General features: G+C 67.9%; 18 protein-coding genes and 2 tRNA genes. 6 read left to right on the forward strand and 14 right to left on the reverse strand.

Translation table 11 applies throughout. From position 1 onward, the window contains the following. Window positions 1-98: 98 nt before the first annotated feature. From KBX50_RS28290 to amcA (KBX50_RS33680), 11 genes are all read right to left on the reverse strand, one after another. The gene (locus tag KBX50_RS28290; protein ID WP_210940907.1) at window positions 99-2,180 is read right to left on the reverse strand and encodes a glycogen debranching N-terminal domain-containing protein; all 2,082 of its coding nucleotides are present in this window, start codon (window positions 2,178-2,180) and stop codon (window positions 99-101) included. Next, window positions 2,180-2,587 carry an SCP2 sterol-binding domain-containing protein gene (locus KBX50_RS28295; RefSeq protein ID WP_210940916.1) on the reverse strand — a complete coding sequence of 136 codons (408 nt, stop codon included), beginning with the start codon at window positions 2,585-2,587 and terminating at the stop codon, window positions 2,180-2,182. Before KBX50_RS28295 ends, KBX50_RS28290 begins: the two co-directional genes overlap by 1 nt. A 92-nt stretch (window positions 2,588-2,679) precedes the next feature. After that, window positions 2,680-4,173 carry an aldehyde dehydrogenase family protein gene (locus KBX50_RS28300; protein ID WP_210940918.1) on the reverse strand — a complete coding sequence of 498 codons (1,494 nt, stop codon included), beginning with the start codon at window positions 4,171-4,173 and terminating at the stop codon, window positions 2,680-2,682. 515 nt (window positions 4,174-4,688) lie between these two features. Further along, a complete protein-coding gene (locus KBX50_RS28305) occupies window positions 4,689-5,348 on the reverse strand; it encodes a hypothetical protein (RefSeq protein ID WP_210940920.1) in 660 nt (219 codons plus the stop codon). Between the two features lie 13 nt (window positions 5,349-5,361). Next, window positions 5,362-5,514, reverse strand: coding sequence for a hypothetical protein (locus KBX50_RS28310; protein ID WP_210940921.1), 153 nt, complete (start codon window positions 5,512-5,514; stop codon window positions 5,362-5,364). A gap of 63 nt (window positions 5,515-5,577) precedes the next feature. Then, on the reverse strand, window positions 5,578-5,844 hold the full coding sequence (locus KBX50_RS33070; protein WP_247674583.1) for a hypothetical protein: 267 nt from the start codon (window positions 5,842-5,844) through the stop codon (window positions 5,578-5,580). A 219-nt stretch (window positions 5,845-6,063) separates the two neighbouring features. Then, entirely contained in the window at window positions 6,064-6,732 is a 669-nt protein-coding gene (locus KBX50_RS28320) for a pentapeptide repeat-containing protein (RefSeq protein WP_210940922.1), read from the reverse strand. A 65-nt stretch (window positions 6,733-6,797) separates the two neighbouring features. Further along, the gene (amcA, locus tag KBX50_RS28325; protein WP_210940925.1) at window positions 6,798-6,983 is read right to left on the reverse strand and encodes a multiple cyclophane-containing RiPP AmcA; all 186 of its coding nucleotides are present in this window, start codon (window positions 6,981-6,983) and stop codon (window positions 6,798-6,800) included. After that, complete coding sequence (amcB, locus tag KBX50_RS28330; protein ID WP_210940933.1) at window positions 6,980-8,116, reverse strand: cyclophane-forming radical SAM peptide maturase AmcB; 1,137 nt, start codon at window positions 8,114-8,116, stop codon at window positions 6,980-6,982. The genes amcA (KBX50_RS28325) and amcB overlap by 4 nt, the downstream gene beginning before the upstream one ends. Then, entirely contained in the window at window positions 8,113-8,388 is a 276-nt protein-coding gene (locus KBX50_RS28335; protein ID WP_247674584.1) for a hypothetical protein, read from the reverse strand. Before KBX50_RS28335 ends, amcB begins: the two co-directional genes overlap by 4 nt. A 68-nt stretch (window positions 8,389-8,456) precedes the next feature. Further along, on the reverse strand, window positions 8,457-8,621 hold the full coding sequence (gene amcA / locus KBX50_RS33680; protein ID WP_307871098.1) for a multiple cyclophane-containing RiPP AmcA: 165 nt from the start codon (window positions 8,619-8,621) through the stop codon (window positions 8,457-8,459). A 422-nt stretch (window positions 8,622-9,043) separates the two neighbouring features. Here amcA (KBX50_RS33680) and KBX50_RS28340 point away from each other — a divergent pair, with 422 nt between their 5' ends. Together KBX50_RS28340 and KBX50_RS28345 are read left to right on the forward strand one after the other, a co-directional pair. Further along, on the forward strand, window positions 9,044-10,381 hold the full coding sequence (locus tag KBX50_RS28340) for a hypothetical protein (protein ID WP_210940935.1): 1,338 nt from the start codon (window positions 9,044-9,046) through the stop codon (window positions 10,379-10,381). Further along, window positions 10,378-10,962 (forward strand): flavoprotein, encoded by a 585-nt coding sequence (locus KBX50_RS28345; protein WP_210940936.1) that lies wholly within the window; start codon window positions 10,378-10,380, stop codon window positions 10,960-10,962. The genes KBX50_RS28340 and KBX50_RS28345 overlap by 4 nt, the downstream gene beginning before the upstream one ends. 166 nt (window positions 10,963-11,128) lie before the next feature. Here KBX50_RS28345 and KBX50_RS28350 read toward each other — a convergent pair. Further along, a tRNA-Lys gene (locus tag KBX50_RS28350) sits at window positions 11,129-11,204 on the reverse strand. A gap of 187 nt (window positions 11,205-11,391) precedes the next feature. Between KBX50_RS28350 and KBX50_RS28355 the strand changes: the two genes are divergently transcribed. The 3 genes from KBX50_RS28355 to KBX50_RS28365 all read left to right on the forward strand — a co-directional run bounded on the left by KBX50_RS28355 (window position 11,392) and on the right by KBX50_RS28365 (window position 15,973). Then, window positions 11,392-12,654 (forward strand): Ig-like domain-containing protein, encoded by a 1,263-nt coding sequence (locus tag KBX50_RS28355; RefSeq protein ID WP_210940937.1) that lies wholly within the window; start codon window positions 11,392-11,394, stop codon window positions 12,652-12,654. Window positions 12,655-12,780: 126 nt separating this feature from the next. Next, window positions 12,781-14,049 carry an Ig-like domain-containing protein gene (locus tag KBX50_RS28360; protein WP_210940938.1) on the forward strand — a complete coding sequence of 423 codons (1,269 nt, stop codon included), beginning with the start codon at window positions 12,781-12,783 and terminating at the stop codon, window positions 14,047-14,049. Window positions 14,050-14,743: 694 nt separating this feature from the next. Beyond that, window positions 14,744-15,973 (forward strand): hypothetical protein, encoded by a 1,230-nt coding sequence (locus KBX50_RS28365; RefSeq protein WP_247674585.1) that lies wholly within the window; start codon window positions 14,744-14,746, stop codon window positions 15,971-15,973. A gap of 271 nt (window positions 15,974-16,244) precedes the next feature. On the opposite strand, the gene KBX50_RS28370 is transcribed toward KBX50_RS28365, so the two are convergent. Together KBX50_RS28370 and orn are read right to left on the reverse strand one after the other, a co-directional pair. Next, window positions 16,245-16,320, reverse strand: a tRNA-His gene (locus KBX50_RS28370). 123 nt (window positions 16,321-16,443) lie between these two features. Then, window positions 16,444-17,034, reverse strand: coding sequence for an oligoribonuclease (gene orn / locus KBX50_RS28375; RefSeq protein WP_210940939.1), 591 nt, complete (start codon window positions 17,032-17,034; stop codon window positions 16,444-16,446). A 73-nt stretch (window positions 17,035-17,107) separates the two neighbouring features. On the opposite strand from orn, the gene KBX50_RS28380 reads away from it, so the two are divergent. Next, window positions 17,108-18,403, forward strand: coding sequence for a glycosyltransferase family 87 protein (locus tag KBX50_RS28380; protein WP_210940940.1), 1,296 nt, complete (start codon window positions 17,108-17,110; stop codon window positions 18,401-18,403). The last annotated feature ends 207 nt before the right edge of the window (window positions 18,404-18,610 follow it).

Raw genomic sequence — 18,610 nt, forward strand, 5'->3', positions numbered from 1 at the left:
GGGGCCGGCGGCAGTCGCAGATCGTCGTTCTGCGCCGCCGGCCCCGCCGCCGACCTGACCCAACTGTGGCGTCATCAAGCTCGCCCGTGGTGCGGAAGCTACTCGCCGTGGGTGAGTCGGGCGACCGGCCCCGCCCGCTGGTCGCCGTCGCGGCGGCGGCGGCGGCCGAACGCGTCGGCGAGCCCCCACCGCCCCGGGATGTCGAGCAGTTCGATCCGGCCCACCGACGGCGGCAGGTACGGATCGACGGCCAGATGGTCCGGGTACGGGCTGAGCCCCAGCATCGTGCGAAGTAGGAGCAGCGGCGCCCCCGCCGACCAGCCCTGAGGGCTGCACGCCGCCGGGTACTCGACCGGGTAGCCGGTCAGGCTCCGCTCGTAGCCGGCGAATGCCTCGGGCAACCGGCCGTCGAAGTACCCCGACGCAGTGATCATGCCATCGGCGATCCGGGCGGCCTCCTCCCGGAAACCGTAGCGCCACAGACCCCAGGCGATGATCGAGTTGTCGAACGGCCAGACCGCGCCGACGTGGTAGCCGACGGGGTTGTATCGGAGGTTGGTGGTGGACAGGGTACGCACGCCCCAACCGGAGAACAGATTCGGCCCGAGGAGGTGGTCTGCCACACGGCGTGCCCGCTCCGGCTCGACAATGCCGCTCCAGAGCAGGTGACCCATATTGGAGGCGAGGGCGTCAACGCGCTTGCCCTCCGGGTCGAGCGCAAGCGCGTAGTACCCTTCCTCCTCGATCCAGAAATCGCGGTTGAACTGTTCCCGCAGTTGCGCCGCCTCGCCCTCCAAGCGGTCGGCGTACTCGGGGTCGTTCCAGAAGTCGCGGGCCATTCGCGCCCCGCGTATCTTGGCGTCGTAGGCGTACCCCTGTAGCTCGCAGGTTGCCCTGGGCAGGGCGGGCAGCCGACCGTCCCGGTAGGAGATCGAGTCCCAGGAGTCCTTCCAGCACTGGTTTTCCAGGCCAGTACGGGTGTTGCGCCGCCGGTAGTAAATGTAGCCGGTGCCAAGCAGGTCGCCGTACTCGTCGATCCAGTTGAGCGCGGCACGGGCTTGCGGTTCGAAACGACGCACGGCCTCCACGTCGCCGCTCCACCGCTCGTACTCGTCGAGCAGGATGACGAACAGCGGGCTGGCGTCGGCAGATCCGTAGTAGGGGGTGTGCGGCTGTTCCTCGAACGCCGCCGACTCGCCGTACCGGAACTCGTGCAGGATCTTGCCCGGCTCCTCCTCGCGGAAATCGTCGAAGGTGCTGCCCTGCAGCGTCCCCAACAAGCCAAGCACGGGCGGGGTCAGCGCAGGCACAAACGGCAGCGTCTGCAGGCTGATGAAGATGCTGTCCCGGCCGAAGAGGGTCATGAACCACGGCAGTCCGGCGGTCGGGATCGGGCTGGTCGCGGTCAGCGACGAGTAACGCATAGCGGCCAGGTCGTACAAACTGCGCTTGTATGCCGCCGTGAGCGGCTCATAGTCGCTGGCGAGCCGTGGCGCGCGGTCGATCCAGCGCTCCAACTCCTCGCGCACCTGTGGCCTGCTCCGCCTGCGGTACGCCTCCCAGACGGTAACGGAACCGCCGACCCCCCGGTTGATGATCGGTTCCACCTGGAGCTCGACGTCCCAGCGGCCCTGCGGTTCGAGACGGATGTCGAAGGTCATGCCGCCGTCGTCCACCTTGGCCGGTCTATCACTGGAGATGATGGTGTCCCGGTAGAACGTCGCCCGCTCGTAGTGCAGACAGAGACGCCCATCCTTTTGACACACCGATCGCTTACCGCGCTTTGGCCGATTCTCCTTGACCTCGAAGATGTCGGCGAAGTCGGCGTCCGCGTCTATCCGGATGGAGACGTCCGCCGGTTCGATGTCGTGGTTGAGGACTACGAGCCGTTCGACGAGACAAATGCCAATTGTCTGCTTGCGGATGACCGAGAGCTTGGCGTTGACGTAGTGCGTGGGCTTCCCGGGGACGAGGAAGAACCGGGTCTCGAAGAAGTGCAGATCGCTGCGGGACATTGGGCTGAGTCGCTCCCCGTTGACGCGCAGCACCCAGGTCGACAGGAAGCGGGTGTCGAACGAGAAGAGCCCGGCCGGTGAATTCGGGGACGGGGTGACATCGCCACGCACATCCGTGACGAGGAACGTGTTTCCGTCAAGGATGCTGAGCGTCTTCTCGACCATTAGAAGCCGGCTTCCTCATGGACGAAATCCCGTGGATTATGGCCGGTGGGCGGTCCGGCGAACAGCACCATGGCGAGCATGTGCACCAGTCCCAGGTGCCCCTCGACCACAAGCGCGTTGCGGAAGAACAGCGGCACGAACCGTTCCTCGCCCCTGACCAGCCGGTCGAACGTATCGTTGTCGGTGCGCAGCACGGCGTCCGGCTCCGGCCGGGGCGTTTCCGAATCTGGCCTGCGGACCCGGACAGTCCCGCCCTCCATGGTGACGAACCACTGTTTCACGACGGTGCCGGCCGACTCTGTCACGTCCAGGCGGACGGTGCCCGTGGGCTCCGGCGGAATGCTCTTGAAGGTGCGGCTCTCCCCACGCTCCAGCACCTGGAGTGCGTCAGCCAGCTGGTCGCCCACTTGGCGTCATCATCCTTCCCTCGCGTGCCACCTCGGCATGACCGTGACCAGCCCTCCGTCGGGCCCGCATCACCCGCTGCGCATGCCGCCGCTCAGATTCCGGACAGGGACGGGACGTGCGGCCCGAACGGGTACTGCCGGTCCAACGGCGAGATCGTGATCCACCGTAGGTCGGTGAATTCGGCGAGTGCCGCCCGGGAACCGAACCGACCCCAGCCGCTGGCCTTGACGCCGCCGAATGGCATCTGCGGTTCGTCGTGGACGGAGGTCCCGTTGATGTGGCAGATCCCGGCTTCGATCCGGCGGGCCACCTGCAATGCGTTGGCCACGTCGCGGCTGAACACCGCGCTGGCCAGACCAAGCTCGGTGTCGTTGGCGACGTCGACGGCCTCGTCGACGTCATCCACCTCGATCACCGCAGCGACCGGCCCGAAAGACTCTTCACTGTAGACCCGCATCTTCGGGGTCACGCCGCGAAGTACGGTCGGTGGGTAGAACAAGCCGTCGGCTCGGCCCCCGATGAGCACCTCGGCGCCATTGTTCTGGGCGTCGGCGACGAGCGACGCGACATGGTCGACGGCCCGCTGGTTCACCAGTGGCCCGAGCTCGGTCGACGGTTCATGCGGATCGCCCATGGCCAGCCTGCCGGCGTGGGTCACCAACTGGTCGAGAAACTCGTCGGCGACCTGGCACTCCACCACAATCCGCTCGGTCGACATGCAGATCTGACCCTGGTTCATGAAGGAGCCGGCGACGGCGGCGCGTACCGCCGCCGGGATGTCCGCGTCGGCCAGCACCAGCATCGGCGCCTTGCCGCCGAGTTCGAGGACGGTGCGCTTCAGATGCCGGCCGGCCTTCTCGCCGATCACGCGCCCCACCGAGGTCGAGCCGGTGAAGTTGATGCAGCGGGTCTGCGGGTGGCAGATCAACTCGTCGACAACGTCCGCCGCGTCCGGCGGTGCGTTCGTGATCACGTTGATCGCGCCGGGTGGCATGCCGGCGTCATGCAGGGCGGCGGCGATGGCCACATGGGTCGCCGGGGCCTCCTCGCTCGCCTTGAGCACCACCGTGTTGCCATATGCCAGCGGAAGTGCGACGGCTCGCATGCCGAGGATCAGCGGCGCGTTCCACGGGGCAAGGCCGACGACCACTCCTACCGGTTGGCGGATGCCGAGCGCGGTCATGCCGGGCACGTCGGACGGGACGACGTCGCCGACGATGCCGTACGTCTGCGCAGCCGCCTCGATGAGCATGTCGGTGGCGAGCTTCAGGTTGAACTGGCCCCAGCTGAGCACCGCGCCGGTCTCCTGGCACATCGCACCGACGATGTCGTCGCCGCGTTCGGTCAGCAGACCTGCGGCACGCTGCAGCACCTCGCGCCGTTGCCCCGGCGACCAAGTTCCCCAGGTAGCCCTCGCGGAGGCCGCCGCATCAACGGCAGCCGCCGCATCGGTACGGCCGGCGGCGGCGACCTCCGACAGCGGCTCATTATCGATGGGGCGTAATTTCGTGGTCCTTCGCCCTGATTGGGCGGGTGTCCACCTACCGCCGATCAATAGATCGACAGTAGGGATGGCGTCCGGCATGGCATCTCCCTCCAGTCGCGCGACACGACCTGTCACTGCCCGACGCGGCTCGACCCACCAGCGCAACCATGGCGTCGAAGTCCGAACTACTGACCGGAATAACCGAGTTGCACCACTTCCAGGAGAATACTTCTCGAGGCGACAGCAGGCGTGGTTTCGAACGGAACCCTCCCGTCAGGAGCCGCCACCGCCCGGCGGAGCGCGCTGCGGGGTTGCTGGCGCCGTCGGAGCGGCACAACGGTTGGACGCTCGCCGAGCAGGCTGGGCACATCTCACTCCGACGGTCGCGGACGTCGTGCAGTCCCGATCCCGAGCAGTCGCTGAGCCACATGGCATCGCACCGGCGCAGCATGACCGCCGACTCGTCAAAGGCCACGCTCCGGGGCGGGTCCAGCGGCAGCATTCGGGCACGGTGGGGCAGGTGAGCTCCACGGCCATCAGACCATGATCAACCCACGTTCCGCAGTTCGTAGGCGGACGACGGGTGTGATCATGCCCGTGGCGTTGACCAATGCCTACCCGGGCCAGTTGGCCAGGTAGTCGTCGAACGGAACGTCGTCAGGCCGCTGGCCGCCGATCTCGACGTACCCGTCAATGCCCCGGTCGTACGGTGGACCGACCAGGATCGGCAACTCGTGCGTGGAGTGCCGAGCCAGAAACCGCCAGGCCGCACGGTTGAGCACCGGCTGCCGGGAGTTGGCCGGAGCCTCCGGACCACCACGGTGGAAGAACAACACCCGACCGCCAGCATCGCGTACCGCCTGCCCCAGGCAGAGCCGTTCCCGACAGCGGAAACACGCAAGATAGCCGACCTTCGACACATCCCACCCATTACTCGGGTAGTCGGCGAAGTCATCCTCGGGCCAATCGGCAAGGTAGTCATCGAACTCGATGTCACCAGGCTCGTCACCGCCGATCTTGGCTGGCGGCCCCGGCGGCTCCCACATCTCGTCGTACTCCAACTGAGAGTCGTAGATTACCTGCAACTGGTGACCGACATGCTCCGCGAGAATCTTCCACAACGCCCCCGACATCTCCCACGACTGACTGTGGTTAGGCGCGTTCGGGTGCGCGTAGGCGAAATAGATGATGTCGTCCCACGAGTTACGCACCGGCTTGCCGAGAAAGAGGCGGACTCGTCGGCACAGGCAGAACAGGCTGGCATCTATCCCCACAGGTCGTCCCCGATCAGCCCGGCACGCCCATGCCACGCGCGTTGCGGGCAAGCACTTCGACGGGATTGACCGGCGCGGCCTCGGCGGCGGCGCTGATCGCGGCAGCCTGCTGCAGGGTCACGATCGGTGCGTCCCGGCCGAGGATGGCGTCGCGGAAGGCGGCCACAGCTCTGAAATCCGACATTGCGGCGGGGCCGCTCCCGGAAGGAGCGGCCCCGGAGTTCGGCGTTCAACCTAATCGATCAGTCCAGGCGGCATCGAGAATCACTTGGTACGCGCTGATCCGCACGGGCGACAGCGTCAGTCGCTCGTGGGCGAGCAGCTCACCTGTCTTCTCGTTACGACGACGCCAGGCGACGACGAAGACCTCCTGGGCCAGCTCCGCCGACGCGTCGGAGTCCGCGAGTCGGCGCAGGCCATACCTCACTACATTCGCGTACTCGGCGACGTAGAGGCCGGTGAACCAGCCCTCGTCCCTTTCCTTCGGTGGACCCACCCGAACCCCCATCGCCTCGGCGCCTCTCACCCTGGCTTGTGTCGCGACGGGCCCAACGATTACCGGCAAGCTTCTCTCGGCCCTGGGATGTAGCAAGGTCGGCGAGTACGAGGCGCTGCTTGATGCCGGTTGCGGTGAGCGCGGCGCGTGCATGGGCTGGGCAACCGGGGTTAGGGCGACGTCGGCCGGTTGTCAGGGTGTCAGCTGTCTCGGCTTCGGTCAGACCTCAGCATGAACGACGATGCGCAGGGCTTCGACGGCCAAACGGGCCAGGTCAGAAAGCTGCTCTTCACCGAGAACGGCACCATGCAGGTTGTCCAGCGGCGTCTTGAGGTGGTGCAACCGGCTGCCCCGAACGTCCGCGCCATCGAGGCGGCAGGATTCGAGTTCCAGGTCGCTGAGATCGCAGGAGCGCAGGGCGATGCCGGACAGGCGGCAGGACGACCAACTGCCATGGCTGAGAGTGCAGTTGGTGAAGGCCACCGATCCGGCCGCGCTGACGCGATTCAGGGTGGCGTAGTCGAGTCGGCAGTCGTCGAACAGGACGTCTTTGAGGCGGACGTCGATGAGCCGGGCACCGGTGAACCGGGATCCCGTGAACGAGCACCGCTCGATGCTGACACCGGTGAGGGTCGCGCCGGACAGGTCCGTCCCGACGATCTCGCACCCGTAGAGAGCCCCGGCTTCCCAGCTGACCTCACCGAGGTCCGAGCCGGTGATCCGGCAGCCTCGGATGCTCTGCTCCGCAAGCTGCTCACCACGCCATGAGACCCCATCGACGAGGCCGTCGCGGAGGTCATCGTCGGACAGATCGCTGACCTGGTCGAGGTCCTCCGGATCGAGGTCGGGCAGGAGAAGGGTCACGTCGCCCACGGTGGTCGTCCGCATGTTCCCTCAACCTGTTCGGGCGGGGTGGGCACGCCACCCCGCGTCTAATCGCACCGCCGGTCGGGCTACGACTTCTTCTTGTTCCAGTTGTCCCAGGCGGGGCGGCTGTCGAACTTCCCCTTGTTGTCCCAGGTAGGGCGGTTGTCGAACTTTGCCGCGTCGATCGACGCTACCGCGCGGGTCGGGTCGACGCCGAGAAGGGCGAGACGGTCCGGCGGGGCGTCGAGAAGCGAGGTGAGGGCGTGGGTCATGAGGGTCCTCCTTGAGGGGTGAGGTGATCCGCAGCAGCGCGTATCAGGGCTTGCCGGGTCGTGCGGCAGTAGGCGGTCTCCCGCGGGGTAAAGGTGCCGTGCTCGAAGTAGCGATTGCCTGCCTGCGCACCCCGGCAGAAGTCGTAGAAGTCGCAGCGGTCGGCACAGTCGTTGAGCGCGGTCACGAACTCGGTGACGTATCGCAGCTCGCCGCCATGGGCGAGCATGTCGCCGATCGGCTCGTGGAGCACGTTGCCGGCGATGAAGTCCGCGTAACGCGGATCCTTGATGCCGAGCAGCTCCGGTGACAGCAGAACCACCTGGCCGTCGTGGGAGACGGTGGGGATCGGCTCGTACGGGACGTCGTCGACCAGCCCGGCGCGGGTGGTGGCGAGGTAGTCGGCCAAGCGGTCCACGTCGCGGATCCGCAGCAGGCCGCCGGCAAGCCGGTACCGCACGACCTGGTACCAGAACCAGTAGGCGGCTTCCTCGGAGACTGGCAGGCGGTCGGCACCTTCCTGCTCCTCGATATTGAAGCCCACCGACTCACAGCCCGGCAGACCGGCAAAGAACTCGACGAGGTCGTCGGCATGGTCGATGGTCTCGGGTGTAACGACGCAGATCACTGAGTACGTCAGGCCGTTGTCGACGAGGTTCTGTATGCCGCGCATCGTTTGGGCGGTCGTTGCCCTGCCTCCTCGGTCGAGCCGGTTGCCGTTCAGCGTGCCTGGACCGTCGATGCTGATCCCGATCTCGAAGTCGTGTATGGCGAGCAGGTCGCACCACCGCTGGTTGATGAGGGTGCCGTTGGTCTGGATCTCGTGACGCACCCGGCCGTCGCGCCGCAGATCCTCAAACGGAGTCAGCAGCCGTTGAAAAGTCTCGGTGGGTGTAGCAGTCGGCTCGCCGCCGTGCCACACGACGCTGACCGGATGACTGCTGTTCTGCTGGGCGATCGATTCGGCGCAGGCTTGCGCGACGGCATCGCTCATCAGGCGGATGGATCTGCGGTCGGGCAGATAGCAGTAGTTGCAGTCGAGGTTGCAGAAGCTGGTGGGCTGCACGACCAGTGTGTGGAACCTGCTGGCGATTGCCGGCTGACGATTGACGCTGATGAGGCCGATGCCGTTCACGATGTCTCCTCGTTCCCGATCGCCGTGGCGGTGTTGGCTCGGTAGGCGTGGGTGCGGGCGGGCCACCCGAGGAACCGGTCAAACAGTGAGGCGGTACCACCCGCCTCACTGGGATTGAGCCGGTGCAGGTCATCGATCGCGTCGTGCAGGCAGCTGGCCAGGTAGAGGAACAGGCTCACCGGGCTGTCCCGGTACTCGGCCGCGAGGGCGAGCTTCGCCGCGCCGCACGGCCACGGCTGACCGCACCGCCGGCAAAGCCACAATGGCTGCATTGGCAGATGTTCCTGCCGGAACACGGCCGCACCATTCGCTCGGGCCCGGCTCTGGCCCCGGTCGCCGGTCACCGATGGTCGTGCTCTCGTGCCTGTCGCTCGAACACGATCCGCCAGACATGCGTCAGCAGCGGCGGGTCGGCACGGCACGACCGCACCACCGGGGGAACCTCCGCTGCACGGTCTTGTGGCGGTCTACCGATCTTGGCGTTGCGCGAGATGTACACGGTCATGACCGACCTCCGGTCAGAGCTGTCACCTGCGTGCGGTGGGCTTGCCGGCGTGCCGGCCACCCCACCCCTGTCCGCCAGCGGCGGGGACCTGAACACCCGTCACCCGCCCACGCAGCCCTGGTAGCGGTACGCGAACGAGGAGTCACCCGTGCGATCGACGGAGTGCCCGGCGCGAGCACTTGCCGGTGCGTCGGGTCGCATTCCGACCTGCCGCTAATCGGCACATCCATCTGGAACTCCCTAGCGTGGGATTGCCGCTGACTTGCCGGAACACTGGGGATCGGTGTACCGGCACACCCAGCCTGGTCCCGGGAGGCAGGTGGACGGAATGTCCGACCGGTGCACTGGCGGTGCACCTGCTGTCACCCCACGTGCCGGTACGATCATCAGGCCGAGGACTGTCCGTTTCGGAAGGATGTGCGATGGCTCCGGTGACGACCTGGACCGGCCGAGAAGCGAACGCACTGCGTAACGCGCTGCGGATGAGCGTGACCGCTTTCGCCGAGCACCTAGGCGCGGCCCGGCGGACGGTGGCCAAGTGGAGCAGCCAGGGCGACAACGTCCTCCCACGCGCCGACATGCAGGCTGCGCTGGACACCGTGCTGGCCCGAGCCACACCCGACGCACGGGAACGCTTCGAGGCCCTGCTGGCGACGGGCACCAGCGGTGCAACCGTAGGCACCACGCTGCCGAATGCCGGTATGGATACGGATACTGGCGATGACGGACAAGGTGACTCCGGCTCGGATGGTGACGTGCGACGAAGAGATCTGCTACGCGGGGCGGCGATCGGCGTCGCCGCTGCGCCCGGCGTCGCACCACTACTCGACGCGCTCGTCTCGCCACGCCATCCGAATGCGGTGGCGCTGTCCGCTCAACAGTTCTCCCGCGCCGTGGCCGCCGCGAAGATCGACTACCAAGCCTGCCGGTACGAACGCGTTCTTGACCAGCTCGTAACGCTGCTGCCCGCACTCGAACCCGCCAGGGCCAGCGCGCAGGGCGAACAGAAAAGGCACGTCGAAGTTCTGGCTGCGAATCTGTACCACGTCGTCGGCAGCGTCCTGCTCAAGGTGGGCGACCGAGGGATGGCCCTAATCGCGGCCGAACGAAGCACCCGAGCCGCAGCGGCGAGCGAGGACCCGGTAGCCGCCGCCACGAGCGCTCGGATCATGACCCACGCCCTGATGACAAACGGCCACGACAAGCAGGCAGTGACCCTTGCCGGCAACGCAGCCGGCGTGCTCGACCAAGACACGCGCCTCACCTCGGCGGACGCGGTAGCCGTGTACGGCGCACTCGTCCTCCGAGGTGCCGTCGCCGCCGCCCGCACCGACGACCGTGACACCGCGCAAGCAATGCTCGATGAAGCGAGCCGCGCCGCCGCCCGACTCGGCTACGACGGCAACGACCGGTGGACCGGGTTCGGTGCCGCCAACGTCCTGCTCCACCGGGTCAACGTCGCTCTGACCCTCGGTGATGCCGGCACAGCCATCGGCATCGCGCGCACGGTACCGCTGGACAAGGTGACGCTCGCCGAGCGCAAAGCGGCGCTGTACATCGATGTCGCCCGCGCCTACACCCAGTGGGGGCGCTACGACCACGGCCTGACCGCGCTGCGCACCGCGTACGAGGTGGCACCCGAGGAGATCCGCTGCCGCCCAACCGTCCAACACATCGCCACCGACCTCGCGAGCCTTGCCAAGGGTTCCGCCCGCAACGCCGTCGTCGACTTCACACGAGAGGCCGGGATCCGGCTATGAGCGGCGGCCACCTTCAGATTGTCGTCTGCGCCGCCGGGCCCGCCGCCGACGTGACCCAACTGATCAACGCCGCGCAGAAGCACTTGTGGACGACCGCCGTCACCGCCACCCCCAACGGCATCGACTTCATCGACGTGCCTGTGATCGAGGAGTTGACCGGTGCTGCCGTTCGATCCAGCTACCAGGCATCCTTCAGCGGCCGCCGTTCGCTACCCGCCGCCGACGCCCTGGTCATCGCACCCGCGACGTACAACTCGATCAACAAGATCGCCCTCGGTCTCGCCGACAACTACGCCATGACCTCGGTCGCCGAACTGATCGGACGACAGGTGCCGACCGTCATCGTCCCGTTCGTCAACGCCGCCCTCGCCGCCCGTTCGCCCTTCCGCCGCGCCGTGGCAAGCCTCCGCGACGAAGGGGTACGCATCCTCCTCGGCCCCGAAGACCGCTGGGAACCACACCCGCCCGGCAGTGGCAAGGACCGGCAGCGCGCCTTCCCTTGGACGACGGCGTTCGATACAGCAACCCAACTTGCCAATGCGGATCGGTCGGCCGCCTCTGGTGACGGCAAATCGCGATGACGCCATGCCCGGACCTAACCCAGGCGTCCATGGGCATCGCACTGGTCCCACCGACGCCAATCCGGGTCCAACGGCTCCCGAGCACCCACCGAGCTACCACCCGCCACCGGCGTACGCGAAAAAGGCCCCGACCGGCAGAGTTTTACCAGGTCAGGGCCTTGCTCGTTGGTGCGCCGCCAGGGACTCGAACCCCGAACCCGCGGATTAAGAGTCCGCTGCTCTGCCAGTTGAGCTAGCGGCGCTCGCTGACAACGGGGGAAACACTAGCACGCACCCTGAAGCGGGTTCCAATCAGATCCCGGGGTCCTCCCTTCGGTCGAGCTTTCCGGACATTTGATGACAAGCCTTCGCAAAGTGTGGGACCGGGGTGATGCCGGGCGGCAGCGATACGGCACGATGTCCGCCAGGTGCGCTAGGACAGGGGTGGGGATGGGCAGGTTCGCGCGGGCCGGGGCGTTGTTGAGCGCCTTGGGGCTGGTGGCGTCGCTGGCATTGTCGGGCTGCGGCGAGGAGCGCGCGCCGGCCGAGTTCGTACCCGGCCAGACACCCGGGGCGTCCGGCACCGGGACGCCGGGCGCACCGGGGGCGCCTGAGGTGTCGAGTGGTCCGCCGCTGACGGTGAGTCCGGCCGACGGGGCGAAGAACCGGCCGGTCAGCGTGGAGATCGGCGCGAAGCTGCCGGACGGCGGCGAGGTGTCGCAGGTCACCCTCAAGACCGAAGACGGCAAGGCGGTCAAAGGCAAGCTGCGTACGGACGGGTCTTCGTGGGTGCCGTCGGCCCCGTTGAAGTGGTCGACCCGTTACACCGCCACGGTCTCCGCGAAGGGGCCGGACGGCGCGGTGAGCGAGGGCACCAGCACGTTCACCACGATGGCCAAGCCCGGCTCGATGATCACCTCGGGGCTGTACCTGTTCGACGACCGGACGTACGGGGTGGCGATGCCGGTGGTGGCGGAGTTCCACCCGGGCATCCCGAAGAAGGACCGGGCCAAGGTGCAGAAGCGGATGTTCGTGCAGACCGATCCGCCGCAGCCGGGCGCCTGGCACTGGGTGGACAACGGCACCCAGGCGTACTACCGCGCACCGGAGTACTGGAAGGCCGGCACCAAGCTGACCGTACGCATCGCGTTGGCCGGCATTCCGCTGAGCAACGGTCGGTTCGGCAACGTCGACCGCAACGCCACCGCGAAGATCGGCTCGGCCTTCGAGATGAAGGTGACCAACTCCGACAAGCGGATGCGGGTGTACGAGGACGGGCAGCTGATCAAGACGTTGCCGGTGAGCCTGGGCAAGAAGAAGACCCCCTCGTCCAGCGGCACGCTTGTGGTGATGGAGAAGAAGGAAGCGACAGTCTTCGACACGATGGACGACCCGGATCCGGAGAACCGGTACGTCACGGACATCGAGTTCGCCCAGCGGATCACCTGGGGCGGCGAGTACATCCACGCGGCCCCCTGGTCGGAGCACGTCCAGGGGCGGCAGAATGTCTCGCACGGCTGCGTCAACGTCTCGATGGCGAACGCTCGCTGGCTCTTCCAACGTACGAAGATCGGCGATCCGATCACCATCACCGGCACCGAACGCAAGCTGGCGGCGGGCAATGGTTGGACCGCGTGGAACCTGAGCTGGTCGGAGTTCGTCAAGGGCAGTGCGCTGCCAGTTCCGGACGGTGGCGCCGGTCCGGCCGTATGACCGGACGAAATATGTCACTATCCGGACATCCCGCTTCCACGTGTTTCGGTTCACTTGTCGCAACGGGTACGTGAACTGGTGCGTCAGTAATGGGGACGGGCAGCGGACCACGACTGTGAGGACACCATGCGAGTTCGGGACCAGCGCAACCGACGGCGGGGGGTGCTCGCCGCGGGCTTGCTCGCCGTGACGTTGGCACTGACCTCCGCCTGCACCGGCGGTAAGGGTGGCGACAAGGGGCCGGGCTGGCAGGACGGCGCCGACCAGCCGGCCGCGAAGGCGTCGGTGAGCATCAGCGAGCCGGCGGCGGAAGCCAAGGACGTGCCGGCCTCGACGGCGATCGCCTTCGCCGCCGAGCAGGCCGAGGACGTCACGGTCGAGCTGACCGACGCCGAGGGCGAGGCGGTCGAGGGCGACCTCGCCACCGACGGCCGCAGCTGGCTGCCGTCGAAGGCGTTGACCTACGGCGCCGCGTACACCGCCACCGTCACCGCGACCGGCGACGATGGCCTGCCGGTGACCGCGACCAGCGCCTTCACCGTGATGGAGGAGCCGGACCAGCAGGTACGCATCAGCAGTTTCCTCGGTGACGACCAGACGGTCGGGGTGGCCATGCCGCTGATCGTGAAGTTCGGCCGGGACATTCCGGAGAAGTACCGGGCTGACCTGCAACGCCGGATGACGGTGACCTCGGAGCCGGCCCAGGAGGGCATCTGGCACTGGGTCAGCCCCACCGAGATCCGTTACCGGCCGAAGGAGTTCTGGCAGGCCGGCAGCAAGGTGTCGTACCGCGTGCAGGCCGGCGGGCTGCCGCTTGGCGATGGTTGGTACGGCCGGGCCGACCTGACCGTCGACATCGCCATCGGCCCGAAGCTGCTGATGACGGTGGACAACCGGACCAAGCGGATGACCGTCACCAAGAACGGCGAGAAGATCAAGACGATCCCGGTGAGCCTGGGCAAGAAGAGCACCCCGTCCTCCAGCGGCACGATGGTGGTGATGGAGAAGCTGCGCAAGACGGTCTTCGACACGTACGACGAGCTGGGCCCCGAGGACGGGTACCGGACGAAGATCGACTACGCGCAGCGGCTCACCTGGGGCGGCGAGTTCATTCACGCGGCACCGTGGTCGGAGGGGCAGCAGGGCACGACGAACGTCTCGCACGGCTGCGTGAACGTCTCGATGGCCAACGGCGCCTGGCTGTTCAACAACACGCGGGTCGGTGACCCGATCGTCGTCAAGGGCACCGAACGCAAGCTCCAGATCGGCAACGGCTGGACCGACTGGAACGTCAGCTGGGAGGAGTACGTCAAGGGCAGCGCCCTGCCGTACGAGCCGGCAGCCGACGACGAGACCGACCCAGACGTCTCGTCAAGCGAAGCACCCACCGCCTGACCCCACGCCGGCACCGGCGCCACGACATGCCGCGACCTGCGGCCTCCGCTGGCGGGCGTACCGCGTCATGCCGCAACCTGCGGCCTCGGCCGGCGGGCACACCGCGACATGCGGCAACCGGGGTGGCTGCTCCCCGCAGCGGGCCGCAGACCGGCCGCCGGTCACTCCAAAAGCGTCAGGCCCCCTCCGTGGAGGGGGCCTGACGGGTGGGGTGACCGAAGGAATTGGACCCGCCCAGAGGCCCAGGTCAGACCATCGGTGACCGCAACGCTCCCGTGGCCCAGCCGCCGGTAGATCGCCGACAGCGGCACGTTCGCCGAGATCAGCCGCCACCTGGGTGTGCCGCAAATCGTGGATACGCAGCCCGGACAGCCCGGCCGCCTCCACTGACGTGAGCCAGCCCCGGCGGAAGTTCCTGGCACGCACCGGCTCGCCGTTGGGGTGGCGAAGACGAACTCATCGCGGCTCTTGCCGACGACCAGTGCGCTGAGCGCCTCGGCGACCTTCGGCGTGGACGTGACGGTACGGCGGCCCCGGGCCGTTTTCGGCGTACCGAAGATCAGCAAGGAGCGGACCGCGAGCAGGTTGGCGGGCGCACGCGTCTCGGCGCCATCTCCTTGATCGACTGATGGTGAGCGGCGATACACTCCTGACCCGCACCCAGACGGGGGCGACAACGCAAGGGAGCACTGCATTGAGGCGCTGGCTACCGCTACTCGTGGCGCTCGCCTGGGTGGGGCTCTGGGTGGTGGCGCTTCGCCCCGCCGTCGGACCGGCCAACGACGCCTACCGCTACGCAAGCGCCACTCTTGAGCTGCTCGGCGAGACACCCGCCGACGCGCAACAGACCGCCCTCGCGGCCTACTGCCGCGACCAGGCCCGGTCGGACGCTCGGCGGGCAGCCGTCAACCCGCTCACCATCGACAAACCGCCCCGCATGGCTCAGCGCGTCCGTGACTGCATCGCCAAGTACCCCGACGGCCTGACACCGAACAAGCCCCGCTACGAAGCGATCTTCGGCGACCGGCCCGGCTATCCGATCCTGGCCGCCCCGCTCGTCGCAGTCCTCGGCGTCAACGCCGGCCTGTCCGTGACCTCCGTGCTGTGCACCGCCATCGGCGGGCTGCTCGTCGCCAGGCTGCTGCGCGAGCTCGGCGCACCGGTGCACCTGGCGGTAGCCGGGCAGGTGGCCTACTACGGGTCACCGATCGGCTGGTGGGGCTCCTACCCGCTCACCGAAGGGCCGGTCATGGCGCTCACCGTTGCCGCGCTGCTTGGCGCGTGGTGGTTGACGCGCCGCCGCATCATGGCCGGTACGGTGCTGCTTGTCGGCGCGGTCGCGGTAGGGGCCACGATGCGGCACTCCACGTTCCTTCTGGTCGCGGCGGGGCTGACCGCTGCCGCTCTCCTTGCCGCCGCGACCAGCCGGCAGCACCGGCACGCCGGCACGTTCCTCCTCGCCGGTGTGGGTGCCGCCGCGGCGGCGGGTATCGCCGTGACCGCCAAGGTGCTCAACCTGGCGGGCGCCGGGGAGACGTTGCAGGACAAGTTCACCGACCACTTCACCCGGCCCGACGTCGCCGACCCGTGGCGTCGACTGGTCGACCTGAATGTCAACTTTTGGCCGCAGTGGTTGCAGCAGGAGCTGCGGGCACCGTGGCTGCTCGCTGGTCTGGCCCTGGGCGCGTGGGCGCTGATGCGCCACGACCGTGCTTTGGCGTGGGTGACGTTGGCTGTCGCCGGCACTGGGTTGGCCACGCAGGTCGCCCACCCGGTGACAGGTCAGGGTGATCGGCTCTACATTGCGTTGTGGCTGGTGCCGGTCGTGGGTGTTCCGCTGCTGCTGGCGTCGCGGCGTGACGCTCCTACTGCCGGTGGATCATCGTCTTGGGCTGCGGATTCGACCCCACCCCATCGATCTTGACGTGAGTCCCACACCTCATCGACCTGTGACAGCCAGCTGTCCGACCAGTAGACCTGCAGGATCCGTCAGCGGCGGTCCGGCTACTGCACCGGGTCCTCCACCCCCAGCTGCCGCACCGCCTCGCCCGCCGCCAGGTGGTCGGGGTTGTCGTCGAGCAGACCTACGCCGAGGGGTACGCAGACGGGTTCAGCCGACGGGGCACCATGAACTGACTTCCCCTACCAGTCCCCTATGACGCGTCAGGCCCCCTCCGTGGAGGGGGCCTGACCGGTGGGGTGACTGATGGGAATTGAACCCACGACAACCGGGACCACAACCCGGTGCTCTGCCAACTGAGCTACAGCCACCATGCCGCCGCGCCCGGTCGATCGCCCGGGGCGGGTGCGGTGAAATCATACCCCCACCACGGCCGACCACGTCCAGCGGGTTGCCGCCGGGCCGCGACAGCACCCCGCGGCCGCCCGGGGCGGTCAGAGTTCGCCGGCGATGGCCTTGGCGCTCTCCACGTCGGGCCCGGGCAGGGGGACGAAGATGGTGCGCCGGTAGTACTCCAACTCCCGGATGCTCTCCCGGATGTCGGCCAGGGCCCGGTGCGCGAGGCCCTTCTGCGGCTGGCCGAAGTACACGCGGGGGTACCAGCGGCGGCACAGTTCCTTGATCGAGGAGACGTCGATCATGCGGTAGTGCAGGTGGGCGTCGAGGCGGGGCATGTCCCGGGCGATGAAGCCCCGGTCCGTGGCGATCGAGTTGCCGCAGAGCGGGGCGGTGCGCGGATCCTTGACGTGGCGGGTGACGTAGTCGAGCACCCGCTCCTCCGCCTCGGCCAGGGTGACGGTGGAGCGGCGTACCTCGTCGGTCAGCCCCGACTTGCCGTGCATCGTCCGGACGATCTCGGGCATCGCGTCCAGCGCGGCGTCGTCAGCGTGGATCACCACGTCGACGCCGTCACCGAGCACGTTGAGGTCGGGATCGGTGACCAGCGCGGCGACCTCGATCAGTTTGTCGCCACCGAGGTCCAGCCCGGTCATCTCACAGTCGATCCAAACGAGAAGATCAGCCACCGGGACAGCCTACGCGCAGGCCAAGTCTCGTGGCTCCGCGCCGCCACGGTCACCGACCGCTAAGGTCTTCCCCGTGTCCGCCGAACCCGCCACACCACCGAGCGTCGACCTGGACGACCCGGGCAGCCGTACGGCCCGCCGGATCGTGGGAGCGCTGGCGTTGGCGGCGGCGCTTCCCGCCCTCTACCTGCCGGGACGCACCCACGACTACTTCGACCTGAAGATCTACATGGCGGCCATGGACTGGTGGGCCGCCGGCAACCCGCTGTACGACTACGTGCAGCCGGACCGGGTGCAGGGCGAGTTGTACTTCACCTATCCGCCGTTCGCCGCTCTGGTCCTGCTGCCGTTCTCCTGGCTGAAGTTGGGCGCCACGGTGGCGATCTTCACCGGGCTGACCCTGCTCGGCGTGGTGGTCACCACGAAGTGGCTGCTCGATCCGGTGATCCGTCGTAACCACCTGCCCCATTTGTTCACCCTCGTGGTCGGCGTGCTGCTCGTACTCGGCGTGGAGAGCACCCGGGAGACGATCACCTTCGGGCAGATCAACATGCTGCTGGTGGTGCTGATCCTGGCCGACCTGCTGTTCGCCGTACCCCGCGACAGCCGTTGGGCCGGGGTGGGCGTCGGGTTGGCGGCGGCGCTCAAGCTGTTCCCGGCCATTTTCGTGATCTACCTGCTGGCCACCCGGCGGTGGCGGGCGGCGGTGGTGGCCGGGGCGACCGCGGCCGGGGCGACCCTGCTCGCCGCGGCGGTCGCGCCGGCTGATTCGTGGCGGTTCTGGACGCACGAACTGTGGGCCACCGACCGGGTCGGCCGTACCGACTACACCGGCAACCAGTCGCTGTTCGGACTGCTGAGCCGGCTCATCGCTCCGGAGGAGCCGAGCCGGCTGATCTGGCTGCTGCTGGTCGCGGTGGTCAGCGGGTACGGGCTGTGGCGGGCGGTGCGGGCGTCGCAGGCCGGGGACGCGCTGACCGGCCTGACGCTTACCGGACTGGTGGCGGCGCTGATCAGCCCGATCACCTGGACACACCACATCTACTGGTTCATCCCGGCGGTGGTGATCCTGGCGGACGCGGCGTTGGGCACCGATCCGCGCACTGTGGTGGGGGCACGCCGACGCCGCCGGCTGCTGATTCTCGCCGTCGCCGTCACCTCGATCATCGTGTACGGGGTGGTGTCCTTCTACGACTGGGGAATCACGCCGTCGCCGACCGGAAGCCCGTGGGAGTTCCTGCTCCGCAACGCGTACGTGTGGCTCTGCCTCGTGCTGCTGGTCGTCCTGCCGGTGCGGCCCGGCACCCGGGTCCCGGGCCGCCGGCACGCAAAGTCGGACACTCTTCCCGAGACCCCCATTCATCGGTAATCTGGCCCCAGGGTTACCAAAGCCCCACGGACACCGATATCCCCCGGTGAAGGGCGGCCCTCCGCGTCGGCAGCACGGAGGGCCGCCCGCCCGTCTTCGCCGATCATGCAGTTATGGTCGCCGCTACGCCCTTTTTCTGCTTTTTGCCCCTGCCACAACTGCATGATCCACGCGGCGCGGGGTGCGTGGTCCGGTGGCCTGGTCAGG

This window comes from Micromonospora sp. C51, from assembly GCF_018070435.1.
In the GTDB taxonomy this organism is placed as follows: Bacteria; Actinomycetota; Actinomycetes; order Mycobacteriales; family Micromonosporaceae; genus Micromonospora; species Micromonospora sediminimaris.

Bases quoted from the DNA above. Each gene is read 5' to 3' on its own strand.
- KBX50_RS28320 (WP_210940922.1), bottom strand. From the start codon at position 6,732: ATGCGGACGACCACCGTGGGCGACGTGACCCTTCTCCTGCCCGACCTC.
- KBX50_RS28300 (WP_210940918.1), bottom strand. From the start codon at position 4,173: ATGCCGGACGCCATCCCTACTGTCGATCTATTGATCGGCGGTAGGTGG.
- amcA (WP_210940925.1), bottom strand. From the start codon at position 6,983: ATGACCCACGCCCTCACCTCGCTTCTCGACGCCCCGCCGGACCGTCTC.
- KBX50_RS28345 (WP_210940936.1), top strand. From the start codon at position 10,378: ATGAGCGGCGGCCACCTTCAGATTGTCGTCTGCGCCGCCGGGCCCGCC.
- KBX50_RS28355 (WP_210940937.1), top strand. From the start codon at position 11,392: ATGGGCAGGTTCGCGCGGGCCGGGGCGTTGTTGAGCGCCTTGGGGCTG.
- KBX50_RS28340 (WP_210940935.1), top strand. From the start codon at position 9,044: ATGGCTCCGGTGACGACCTGGACCGGCCGAGAAGCGAACGCACTGCGT.
- KBX50_RS28290 (WP_210940907.1), bottom strand. From the start codon at position 2,180: ATGGTCGAGAAGACGCTCAGCATCCTTGACGGAAACACGTTCCTCGTC.
- KBX50_RS28360 (WP_210940938.1), top strand. From the start codon at position 12,781: ATGCGAGTTCGGGACCAGCGCAACCGACGGCGGGGGGTGCTCGCCGCG.
- amcA (WP_307871098.1), bottom strand. From the start codon at position 8,621: ATGACCGTGTACATCTCGCGCAACGCCAAGATCGGTAGACCGCCACAA.
- KBX50_RS28335 (WP_247674584.1), bottom strand. From the start codon at position 8,388: ATGCAGCCATTGTGGCTTTGCCGGCGGTGCGGTCAGCCGTGGCCGTGC.